This is a genomic window from Streptomyces sp. SID11385 (assembly GCF_010548245.1).
Taxonomy (GTDB): Bacteria; Actinomycetota; Actinomycetes; order Streptomycetales; family Streptomycetaceae; genus Streptomyces.
Map to the genome: position 1 here is coordinate 1 of NZ_JAAGLR010000784.1, position 11,181 is coordinate 11,181.

Genomic DNA, 11,181 nt, shown 5'->3' on the forward strand with positions numbered 1-11,181 from the left:
GCGTGGCCGCGGGTGTGCCAGGTGACGACGAGCGGGACGCGGCGTCCGGCGAGGGCGAGCGCGGTGCGCAGCCCGGCGTGCAGGCCGTGCGCGTGGACGAGGTCGGCGTCGGCGCAGACGGTGCGCAGCGCGGCGAGCGAGACGGGGTCGCCGCTGCGCGGGATGTGGATGTGGCGGGCGCCGACGGAGGTGAAGTCGTAGGCGGTCTCCAGCGGGTGGGGCGCGCAGACGGTGACCCGTACCCCGCGCGCGGCGAGCCCGGCGGCGAGCGAGCGCACGTGCACGCTGCTGCCCGCGCTGCCGCCGCCGAGTACCTGCACCGTGCGCAGCGGAGGGTGCCCTGCTCGGCTCGACGCGCTCGACGGACTGCTCACGGTGGCTGGCGCTCCTGGGTCGGCTGCTCGGCGGGCGGGGCCCCGGACATTGCTGCCTGACAGGATGCCAGCTCGGCGCGGACCGGTGTGCCCTCCACGGACCGGTATCGGCCACGGGAGCCCGCTCCCGCACGGCGCTCAGCCCCGTGTGTCACCGTCCCGGTCCCCGCGCGCCGTGGCGAGCAGTTCCTCCGCGTGCGCCCTGGCCGTCTCGGAGTCCTCCTGCCCGGCGAGCATCCGCGACAGCTCCCGCACGCGCGCCTCGCCCTCCAGGACCTTGACCCCGGAGCTGGTGACGCTGCCGTCGTGCGTCTTCTCGACGAGAAGCTGCCGGTCGGCGAAGGCGGCGACCTGCGGCAGGTGGGTCACGACGACGACCTGTGCCCCGCGCGCGAGCCGCGCGAGCCGCCGCCCGATCTCGACGGCCGCCTTGCCGCCGACCCCGGCGTCGACCTCGTCGAAGAGGTAGGTGGGCACGGGGTCGGTCCCGGCGAAGACGACCTCGACGGCGAGCATGACGCGGGAGAGTTCGCCGCCCGAGGCGCCCTTGGCGATGGGCCGGGGGGCGGCGCCGGGGTGCGGGGCGAGGAGCAGTTCGACCTCGTCGACGCCGTACGGGCCGTAGGCGAGGCGCCGCCCGTCGAGGACCAGGCCCTCGCTCTCCTCGTCGACCTCGGTCGCGGAGACGGCGAAGCTGACGCGGGCGTGCGGCATGGCGAGCGAGGCGAGTTCCGCGGTGACGGCCTCGGCGAAGCGCTCGGCGGCCTCGGTGCGGGCGCGGGTCAGCTCGGCGGCGAGGGCGGCGAGTTCGGCGGCGAGCCGTTCGCGTTCGGCGGCGAGCTCGGTGATGCGCTCGTCGTCGCCTTCGAGTTCGCCGAGGCGTTCGGCGGAGGTACGGGCCCACTCCAGGACAGCGTCGCTGTCGGCCCCGTACTTGCGGGTGAGCTGGGCGAGGGCGGCGCGGCGGTCCTCGACGGCGGCGAGCCTGAGCGGGTCGGCGTCGAGGTCGTCGGCGTACCCGGCGAGTTCCCCGGCGACGTCGGTGAGCAGGATGCCGATCTCGCCGAGGCGCCCGGCGAGCTTGGCGAGGGCCGGGTCGTGGGCGCCCGCGCTGTCGAGGGCGCGCTGCGCCCCGGCGACGAGGGAGGTGGCCTCGATGGACTCGGGGTCCTCGGGGTTGCCGACGAGCGAGGTGTGCGCCCCGGCGGCGGCGGCGCGCAGGGCCTCGGCATTGCCGAGCCGTTCGGCCTCGGCGGCGAGTTCGGCGTCCTCGCCGGGGAGGGGTTCGACGGCGGCGATCTCGTCGAGACCGAAGCGCAGCAGGTCGGCCTCCTGGGCGCGCTCCCTGGCGCGCGTGGTCAGCTCGGCGAGTTCGTTCGCGACGGCGCGCAGGCCGCGGTAGGCGGTGCGGTACCCGGCGAGCGGGGCGGTGACGGCCTCGCCCGCGTACCGGTCGAGCGCGGCGCGCTGCCGGGCGGGCTTGAGCAGTCCCTGCTGGTCGGTCTGGCCGTGCACGGCGACGAGTTCGTCGGCGAGTTCGGCGAGCATCCCGTTGGGCACGGAGCGGCCCCCGAGGTGGGCGCGCGAGCGGCCCTCGGCGGAGACGGTACGGCTGATGAGCAGCGCGTCCTCGTCGAGTTCGGCACCTGCCTCCTCGACGCGCCGCGCCACGGCGGAGCCGGGTGGCAGCGTGAGTCTGCCCTCGACGACGGCCGACTTCGCGCCGATCCGTACGAGCGCCGCGTCGGCACGCCCCCCGAGCAGCAGCCCGAGGCTCGTGACCACCATCGTCTTGCCCGCGCCGGTCTCACCTGTCACGGCCGTGAAGCCGGGTGCCAGCTCCACCACCGCGTCGTCGATGACGCCGAGCGACCGTATCCGCATCTCCTCCAACACGCACATGACCATACGAGGTTTTCTTCCTCCCGGGCGACGTCACCCCGTCCGGTTGACACGGGTGAGGGTGTGCGTACGGCCGCCGGAGGGTGTGCGTACGGCCGCCGCGGCGCGGTGGCGCGGGGCGGGGTGTCCCCCGGACGAGCGTACGAGCGACACGCGGCCGTGCGACGAAACGGCGGCCTCCAGTGGGTCCGCCCGGGCCTCGCCGGCTTCCCTGCCTGCTCCCGCCTCCTCGGTCTTCGTGGCTCAGGCGGGCGCGCCGCGCCAGCCGGCGACGGGCAGGGCGAACTTCGCGACGAGCCGGTCGGTGAAGGAGGCGTGGTGGAGGCGGGCGAGGCGGACGGGGACGGCGCCGCGCCGCACCTCGACGCGCGCCCCCGGGGGCAGCGGGACGGTGCGCCGTCCGTCGCACCACAGGACCCCGCTCGGCGAACCGCCCTCCTGCACCTCGACGGCCAGTATCGAGGAGGGCGAGGTGACGAGGGGTTTGGCGAAGAGGGCGTGGGCGCTGATGGGCACCATGAGCAGCGCCTCGACCTCGGGCCAGACGACGGGGCCTCCGGCGGAGAAGGCGTAGGCGGTGGACCCGGTGGGGGTCGCGCAGACGATGCCGTCGCAGCCGAAGCCCGTGACGGGACGGCCGTCGATCTCCAGGACCACTTCGAGCATGCGTTCGGGGGAGATCTTCTGCACGGCGGCCTCGTTGAGCGCCCAGTCCCTGTGCACGAGCTTGCCGTCGCTGTGCACGAGGACGTCCAGGGTCATGCGCTCCTCGACGTCGTAGGCGCGCGTGACGACGCGGTCGACGACGCGGTCGAGGTCGTCGCGCTCGGCCTCGGCGAGGAAGCCGACGCGGCCGAGGTTGACGCCGAGCATGGGGACGCCGGAGGCGCGGGCGAGTTCGGCGCCGCGCAGCAGGGTGCCGTCACCGCCGAGGACGACGAGGAGTTCACAGCCGTCGAGCGCCTCGGGCGTGGCCTCCTGGATCAGCTCGACCTGCGGGGTCTCGGGCAGCGGCAGATCCGACGCCTCCTCCTCCAGGACCCTGACGCCGAGGCCGCAGCGCAGCAGCCCCTGGACGACGAGTTCGGCGCTGCGGATCGCGGCGGGGCGCCCGGTGTGCGCGAGGAGGAAGACACTGCGGGGGCCCTCACCGGGCTGGACGGTGTGGGCGGGCTCGGGGGTGCGGGCGGGTCGGGCGCCGGGGGCGGAGTGGGTACCGGTGCTGTGGGGGGCGGGCTTGGCGGTCTCGGTCATCGGGGTCCTTCCGCAACCGCTCGGTCGACGTCGGCCGGGTCGAGCGGGGGAGCCCCGGCGCGCAGCCAAAGAAAGTACTCGACGTTCCCCGAGGGCCCGGGCAGGGGGCTCGCGGTGACACCGACGACGCCGAGCCCCTGCTCGGCCGCCTGCGCGGCGACGTGCCGCACGGCCTCGGCGCGCAGTTCGGGACTGCGCACGACGCCGCCGCTGCCGAGCCGTTCCCTGCCCACCTCGAACTGCGGCTTGACCATGAGAACGAGGTCGGCGTCGGGGGCGCAGCAGCGGACGAGGGCGGGCAGCACGAGGCCGAGCGGGATGAAGGAGAGGTCCCCGACGACGAGACCGACGGGTTCGCCGTCGATGAGGTCGAGGCTCAGCTCGCGCACGTTGGTGCGGTCCTTGACGACGACGCGGGGGTCGCTCTGGAGGGACCAGGCGAGCTGCCCGTACCCGACGTCGACGGCGACGACCTGGGCGACGCCCGCGCGCAGCAGCACATCGGTGAAGCCGCCGGTGGACGCGCCCGCGTCGAGCGCGCGCCGCCCCTCGACGCGCAGGCCGAGCGGCACGAACGCCTCAAGGGCCCCGGCGAGCTTGTGCCCGCCGCGCGAGACGTAGTCGGGGTCGTCCTCGTCGGGGGTGACGACGACGGGGGCGCTCGTCTCGACCTGCGTCGCCGGTTTCAGCGCGAGCGCGCCGCCGACGCTGACCCGCCCGGCGGCGATGAGCTGGCTGGCGTGCTCCCGCGAGCGGGCGAGTCTACGGCGGACGAGTTCGGCGTCGAGGCGGCGGCGGGCCACTCCTGCCACGTTCGGTTCAGCTCCTTGCTGGTCATCTTCGGCACGGGATGCCGGGGCACGCATGGCGACGCAGGTCACGCGCCTTGAGGGCATGCTACGGCGCGGGTCCGACAAGAGCCCCCGCCGCGGTCAGCGCGCGGCCGGAGGGGGCGGCCCCTGCGCGACGTCGAGCGCGGCGAGAACGGCTCGCAGCCCCTCGTGGGTCTCCTCGTACACACCCTGGTGCTCGGCCACGGGCAACTCGTCCAGATCCGCGAGCCGCCCGAGCAGCCCGTCCACCCGTCCGTCCCCGGTCCCGACCCGCTCGACCCCGAGCGGCCGGGGCGCGTCATCCACCTGGGCGTCGGCGTGGGGTGCACCGGGAGAGGGGGCGTCGGGGTGGGGGGCATCGGGGTGGGGGGCGTCGGAAGACGGGCGGCCGGGCTCGGGCTCACCGGCGGGGCCAGGCCCACGGCTCTCGTCGCCGGTTGACCGCCGCACGGGATCGTCCGACGCTCCCGCTCGCTCGGGCTGGTCGGCCGGCGCGGCGAGGACGGGCCGGGGTCCCCCCGGCTGGTCCGGCTGGTCCGGCTGATCCGCCTGAGTCTCGGGTACGGGTGCGGACCGCCCCGGCCGGTCCGCCGCCGCGGAGTCGCCTGAGACCACCGACCGTGCGAAGGCCTCCACGGCGGCGGCGAAGCTCCCACCCCCGGAAGTCGAGTCCTCTGCCGAGGCGCCACCGCCCGGGGCGGCTCCCCCCTCCGCCGGTTTCTCGTCGCTCATGCCGCCGACGCTACCCCGCCGAGGAGGCCCGAACCGCCCTCGGGACCGCGCCGGGCGCCGGACGGCCACCGCGCCCCGGAACATGACGAGAACATGACCGGTGACGCGCAGGAACCAGCACGCGCGAACCCATGCACAACGCATCGCACAAACACATCCCACAAGCGCCCCGGCAGCCGCCCCGGCCAAGCGCCTCGGCAGCCGCCTGGGCAGCCGCCTCGCCAAGCGCCTCACCAACCGCCCAGCGGACACACCCCCACCCACCCGGGGGGCAGCCCCAACACCATCCTCTCGCGCCCCCACCCCGCCCCGCCCCCCGCTCGACAAATCTGTGGACAACTTCGCCGAACCCAAAAATCCCCTCACTCTTCAGAGTGAAACGAATTCACGCACCCCCACACGTATCCACACCCCCCACTCATACAAGCGACCCGCACCACTCCCACCCCGACAAGCGCCCCTCACAGTCCCTCCCCCGCCCCTCGTCACCCGCCCCCGCGATTTCTCCCCCACCCACTCACCCCAAAGACTCGGCCCCCTCCCCCCACCTACCCGACACCCCTCACGCCCCCTCGCCCCCCCAAAGCGCCCCCGCGCCCCCATCTCCCCCAACCGTCCCTCCCTCACCTCAAGCTCCCCCCGTCCCCAACGCCTCCACCGCCCCCGCGATCTCCCCCCCGAAGCCCCGCTCTCCCCCCTCGCTCCACGCCGCCGCGCACAACACCCGCAGCCCGTCGAGCATCGCGACGCCATCCCCCTCGCGCGCCCCCTGCCCCGAGCCCGCCCCGCCCTGCTCCAGCACCAACTCCCCGTCCCTGACACACGCCCGCGCCCCGCCGCACACCCACGCGCCGTCGCCCTCCGCGCGCGGCGCCTCGTGTCCGACCAGCAACTCCCGCAAGTCCCGCCCCACATACGTCGGCCGGTGCTCCGGCACCGCCCGCAGCAACGCCGCCACGTCCGTCACACCGGTCAGCACGAGCAGCGAGTCCACGCCGCCCGCGTGCGCGCCCTCGATATCCGTGTCCAGCCGGTCCCCCACGACGAGCGGTCGCTTCGCCCCCGTCCGCAGAATCGTTTCCCGGTGCATCGGGGGGAGCGGCTTGCCGGCGACCTTGGGCTCGCCGCCCGAGGCGATCCGCACCACCTCGACGGCCGCGCCGTTGCCCGGCGCGATCCCGCGCCCGCTCGGAATCGTGAGGTCGGCGTTCGAGGCGTACCACGGCACCCCGGCCCGCACCGCGTACCCCGCCTCCGCGAACCGCGACCACGGGAAGTCCGGGCCCCCGTATCCTTGCGCGACCGCCGCGGGCTCGTCGTCCGCCGAGTCGACGGGCACGAGGCCGCGTTCGACGAGCGCCTGCCGCAAACCCTCGCCCCCGATGAGCAGCACGCGCGCGCCCTTGGGCTGCTCATCCGCGATGAGCCGCGCGACGGCCTGAGCCGACGTGATGACGTCCGCGTCGTCCGCCGGAACGCCCAGCTCACTGAGGTGCGCCGCCACCGCAGACGGCGGGCGCAGCGCGTTGTTGGTGACGTACGCGAGGTGCATCCCGCCCTCGCGCGCGGTGGCGAGCGAGTCGACGGCGTGCGCCACCGCCTCGCCGCCGGCGTAGACGACCCCGTCCAGGTCGAGCAGCGCCGTGTCGTACACCGCGTCGAGCCGTTCCTTACTCGCTCCGGTCGCGGTTCGGACATCTTCGGTCATGTCGCGGCACTCCTCACTCGGCGTCGTCCGCACGATCGCACGATCATCCGTCTTCCCGATCATCCCCGACGCGACCATGGCGCACCGCACGTCGTCCGCCGGCGCTTCGCGCATACGATGCACGGATGACTTCTCCGGGGCCCGAGCAGAACGGACTGCGCCTGTCGCCCTTCCGCGGCGTGCGCTACGTCGCCGAGCGGGTGCGCTCGCTCGCCGCCGTGACCTCTCCGCCGTACGACGTCGTCGTGCGCCCGGACGGCCTGCTGCACCTGGAGAACGCCGATCCGCACAACATCGTCCGGCTCATCCTTCCGCAGGGGGACTCCTCGGCCGTACGCGACGAGCAGGCCGCCCGCACGCTGCGCGCCTGGCTCGCCGACGGCATCCTCGCCGTCGACACCCGACCGGCGCTGTACGTGTACGAGCAACACGGCGACGGGATACTCCAGCGCGGCGTCATCGGGGCTCTGCGCCTCTCGGAGCCGTCCGAGGGCGTCGTCCTGCCGCATGAGGACGTCATTCCCGAGGTGGTGGCCGAACGCGCCGACCTCCTCCGCGCGACGGCCGCCAACCTGGAGCCGCTCCTTCTCACGTACCACGGTCCCGAGGAGGACGGTCCCGGCGCGGCACGAGTCGTCGAGAAGACCGTACGGACCGCTCCGCTGCTCGCCACGACCACGGAGGACGGCTTCGCGCACCGGCTGTGGGCGGTGACGGACCCGGCCGAGATCGCCGAGGTCCGCGCCGATCTCGCGGAGCGGCAGGCGCTCATCGCCGACGGGCATCACCGCTGGGCCACCTACCTGCGGCTGAGGGGGCAGCACTCCTCCCCCGGTCCCTGGGACGAGGGTCTCGTCCTCCTGGTGGACACGGCGCGCTTCCCGCTCCGGGTACGCGCGATCCACCGCCTGCTGCCCGCGCTCCCCCTGAAGGAGGCCCTCGCGGCCCTGGACGGTACTTTCCGCGTACGCCAGGTGGACGGCCCGCTGCCGCGCGCCCGCCAGACCCTCGCGGACGCCGCCGAGGACGGCAACGCCTTCCTCCTCACCGACGGCGACACCTTCCACCTCGCCGACCGTCCCGACCCCGCGCTCCTCGACCGCACCGTCCCGGCCGGCCCGCCGCCCGCGTGGCGTTCTCTGGACGCGACCGTCCTGCACACGACGCTTCTCGACCACTTGTGGCACGTCCCCGACGCTCCCGGCTCGATCAGCTACCTGCACGACGCCGCGGCCGTCACCGAACAGGCCGCGCGCACGGGCGGCACGGCGGTCCTCCTCCACCCCGTCCCCGAGGCGGTCGTCCGGGAACTGGCCGGGCAGGGTGTGCGGATGCCCCGCAAGTCGACCTCTTTCGGCCCGAAGCCGGCGACCGGCCTCGTCCTCCGCGATCTCACGGTCTGAGCGGCCCGACGTCCTGACGGCCCCGGACACACGAAAGCGGGCGGCGCCCCCTCGTGGAGGGAGCGCCGCCCGCTGCGTACCGGCGCCTCGAAGGCCGCTTCGGTCAGTCGTCCTGCCGCGCCTCGCGCCCGTCGTCCGCGCCTCGCGCGTCCTCGAACGGTACGTCCTCGGACTCCGCGTCGTCGGCCGTGACGTCCTTGGCCGCGACATCCTCAGCCGTGACGTGCTCGGCGGCGCCGGACTCCTCGCCCGCCTCCGCGTCCTCGTCCTCGTAGGCGTCCGTGAACTCGACGCCGTCCAGCTCGGCGAGCCGGTCGGAGGCGTCGGTCGTGCCGTCCTTGTCGGACTCGACGGCCTTCGCGAACCACTCGCGGGCCTCTTCGGTACGGTCCGCGGCGAGCAGCGCGTCGGCATACGCGTACCGCAGCCGCGCGGTCCACGGGTGGACGCCGTTCGAGGCAAGCTCGGGGCTCTGGAGGGTCACGATCGCGGCGTCGAGCTGTCCGAGGTCGCGACGGGCCCCGGCGGCGACGAGCCGCATCTCGACCTGCCCGGCCTTGTCCAGCTTCTGCACCTCCGGCGCCCCGGCCATCTCCAGGGCCTTCTCGGGCCGCCCGAGCCCGCGCTCGCAGTCCGCGATGACGGGCCACAGCTCCACGCTGCCCGACATGCGCCGCGCGGTACGGAACTCCTTCAACGCCTCGTCGTAGCGCTGCGTCGCGTACGAGGCGAAGCCGGCCGCCTCGCGCACGGCGCCGACGCGCGAGGCGAGCCGCAGCGCGACCTTCGCGTAGCCGTACGCCTTCTCGGGGTCCTCGTCGATGAGCTGCGCGACCATGACGAGGTTGCGCGCCACGTCGTCGGCGAGCGTCTTCGGCAGGCTCATCAGCTCCTGGCGCACCGCGCCGTCGATCTCGAAGCCGGTGACCTCCTCGGGGATCGGCAGCCGCTTGACGGGCTCCCGGTCCCGGTCGCCGCGGTAACCACCGCGGTCGTCACGACGGTCCCGGTCCCGGCCCCCGCGATCGTCCCGTCCCCGGAACCCGCCACCACGCCGGTCGTCACGCCGCGGCCCCCCGGAGGGCCGCCCGTCACGCCCGCCACGGAACCCACCCCGGTCATCCCGCCGAGGCCGCTCATCGCGCTGGAAACCGCCACGGTCGTCGCGCCGGTCGTCGCGACGCGGGGCGTCACGGTTGTCACGGCGGAAGGAGGGACGGTCGTCACGGCGGGGCGCGTCGCGATCGTCACGACGGTACGAAGGCCGATCACCACGGTCATCACGCCGGAAACCACCACGGTCATCACGCCGGTCGTCGCGACGCGGGGCGTCGCGGTCGTCACGGCGGAAGGAGGGACGGTCGTCACGGCGGGGCGCGTCGCGATCGTCACGACGGTACGAAGGCCGATCACCACGATCGTCACGCCGGAAACCACCACGGTCATCGCGCCGGTCATCGCGACGCGGCGCGTCGCGGTCGTCACGACGGAACGACGGCCGGTCATCACGGCGGAAGGCGGGCCGGTCGCCACGGTCGTCGCGCCGGAAACCGCCGCGGTCGTCGCGCCGGTCATCGCGACGCGGGGCGTCACGGTCGTCACGGCGGAAGGAAGGCCGGTCGTCGCGACGGTCGTCACGGCGGAACGGCGGGCGTCCACCCTGGTCATCACGGCGAAAGGCCGGCCGGTCGCCACGATCGTCTCGCCGGAAACCACCACGGTCGTCACGGCGCTCACCACGGTCATCACGGCGGAAACCGGGACGGTCGCCGCGGTCGTCCCGGCGGAAACCGGGACGGTCGTCGCGGCGGAACGGCGGGCGTCCACCCTGGTCGTCACGGCGGAAGGCCGGCCGGTCACTACGGTCGTCACGACGGAACGGCGGCCGGTCGTCACGACGGTCACCGCGATCGTCGCGACGGAAACCACCACGGTCGTCACGGCGTTCGCCACGGTCGTCACGACGGAAACCGCCGCCACGCTGACCATCGCGCTGGCTGTCACGGCGGAAGCCGCCGCGCTGTCCGCCCCGCTCACCGCCGTCCCGGTCGCGGCCTCGGCGCTCGGGACGCTCGTCGGAAGGGTTGGGGGACATGCGGAACTCCTCGGGACTGGCTGCCACCGCATACCTGACGAGCGGTGGTCCTACAGAAAAAGTGTACGAAAAACAGAAAGGACCCTTGGCCCCAGCGTGTACGCCGGGACCAGGGGTCCTCCAAAGATTGTTCGGCGGCGTCCTACTCTCCCACAAGGTCCCCCTTGCAGTACCATCGGCGCTTTGAGGCTTAGCTTCCGGGTTCGGAATGGGACCGGGCGTTTCCCTCACGCTATGACCACCGAAACCCTTTCAGACTCCCCGCACGAGGTGCGGAGCTGAACAGGGTCAGCGAACAAGCACACTTTTCAATTAAGTGGTGTTCAAACCGACAACGCTGTTCGTTGTCTGGGAACAACACAGTGGACGCGAGCAACTGAGGACAAGCCCTCGGCCTATTAGTACCGGTCAACTCCACCCCTCACAGGGCTTCCATATCCGGCCTATCAACCCAGTCGTCTACTGGGAGCCTTACCCTCTCAAAGGAGGTGGGAACACTCATCTCGAAGCAGGCTTCCCGCTTAGATGCTTTCAGCGGTTATCCCTCCCGAACGTAGCCAACCAGCCATGCCCTTGGCAGAACAACTGGCACACCAGAGGTTCGTCCGTCCCGGTCCTCTCGTACTAGGGACAGCCCTTCTCAATATTCCTACGCGCACAGCGGATAGGGACCGAACTGTCTCACGACGTTCTAAACCCAGCTCGCGTACCGCTTTAATGGGCGAACAGCCCAACCCTTGGGACCGACTCCAGCCCCAGGATGCGACGAGCCGACATCGAGGTGCCAAACCATCCCGTCGATATGGACTCTTGGGGAAGATCAGCCTGTTATCCCCGGGGTACCTTTTATCCGTTGAGCGACGGCGCTTCCACAAGCCAC

General features: G+C 73.2%; 9 protein-coding genes and 2 rRNA genes. 1 reads left to right on the forward strand and 10 read right to left on the reverse strand.

From position 1 onward, the window contains the following. The 6 genes from G3I42_RS24160 to G3I42_RS24185 all read right to left on the reverse strand — a co-directional run. Positions 1-374: glycosyltransferase (locus tag G3I42_RS24160; RefSeq protein WP_164289246.1), on the reverse strand; the 374-nt coding region annotated here is incomplete at its 3' end. 138 nt (positions 375-512) lie between these two features. Continuing rightward, positions 513-2,282: a DNA repair protein RecN gene (recN, locus tag G3I42_RS24165; RefSeq protein ID WP_164289248.1), complete on the reverse strand. Its 1,770-nt coding sequence runs from the start codon at positions 2,280-2,282 to the stop codon at positions 513-515. A gap of 237 nt (positions 2,283-2,519) precedes the next feature. Beyond that, complete coding sequence (locus G3I42_RS24170; RefSeq protein WP_239096639.1) at positions 2,520-3,530, reverse strand: NAD kinase; 1,011 nt, start codon at positions 3,528-3,530, stop codon at positions 2,520-2,522. Beyond that, positions 3,527-4,342, reverse strand: a complete 816-nt coding sequence (locus G3I42_RS24175; protein ID WP_164289250.1) for a TlyA family RNA methyltransferase — start codon at positions 4,340-4,342, stop codon at positions 3,527-3,529. Before G3I42_RS24175 ends, G3I42_RS24170 begins: the two co-directional genes overlap by 4 nt. A 120-nt stretch (positions 4,343-4,462) precedes the next feature. Further along, positions 4,463-4,669, reverse strand: coding sequence for a hypothetical protein (locus tag G3I42_RS24180; protein ID WP_164289252.1), 207 nt, complete (start codon positions 4,667-4,669; stop codon positions 4,463-4,465). A 1,054-nt stretch (positions 4,670-5,723) separates the two neighbouring features. Continuing rightward, entirely contained in the window at positions 5,724-6,803 is a 1,080-nt protein-coding gene (locus G3I42_RS24185; protein ID WP_164289254.1) for an HAD-IIA family hydrolase, read from the reverse strand. Between the two features lie 125 nt (positions 6,804-6,928). On the opposite strand from G3I42_RS24185, the gene G3I42_RS24190 reads away from it, so the two are divergent. Then, positions 6,929-8,206 carry a DUF1015 domain-containing protein gene (locus G3I42_RS24190; RefSeq protein WP_164289256.1) on the forward strand — a complete coding sequence of 426 codons (1,278 nt, stop codon included), beginning with the start codon at positions 6,929-6,931 and terminating at the stop codon, positions 8,204-8,206. A 103-nt stretch (positions 8,207-8,309) separates the two neighbouring features. Here the strand turns inward: G3I42_RS24190 and G3I42_RS37085 are convergent, their stop codons facing one another. The 4 genes from G3I42_RS37085 to G3I42_RS24205 all read right to left on the reverse strand — a co-directional run. Next, entirely contained in the window at positions 8,310-9,107 is a 798-nt protein-coding gene (locus G3I42_RS37085) for a tetratricopeptide repeat protein (protein ID WP_343244647.1), read from the reverse strand. Next, complete coding sequence (locus tag G3I42_RS37090; RefSeq protein ID WP_343244648.1) at positions 9,092-10,210, reverse strand: hypothetical protein; 1,119 nt, start codon at positions 10,208-10,210, stop codon at positions 9,092-9,094. The genes G3I42_RS37085 and G3I42_RS37090 overlap by 16 nt, the downstream gene beginning before the upstream one ends. Positions 10,211-10,430: 220 nt before the next feature. Beyond that, positions 10,431-10,547 (reverse strand): 5S ribosomal RNA (rrf, locus tag G3I42_RS24200). Between the two features lie 132 nt (positions 10,548-10,679). Then, positions 10,680-11,181 (reverse strand): 23S ribosomal RNA (locus G3I42_RS24205); the annotation flags it as partial.

Coding starts and splice junctions, on each gene's coding strand:
- G3I42_RS24185 (WP_164289254.1), bottom strand. CDS start 6,803: ATGACCGAAGATGTCCGAACCGCGACCGGAGCGAGTAAGGAACGGCTC.
- G3I42_RS24170 (WP_239096639.1), bottom strand. CDS start 3,530: ATGACCGAGACCGCCAAGCCCGCCCCCCACAGCACCGGTACCCACTCC.
- G3I42_RS24190 (WP_164289256.1), top strand. CDS start 6,929: ATGACTTCTCCGGGGCCCGAGCAGAACGGACTGCGCCTGTCGCCCTTC.
- recN (WP_164289248.1), bottom strand. CDS start 2,282: ATGGTCATGTGCGTGTTGGAGGAGATGCGGATACGGTCGCTCGGCGTC.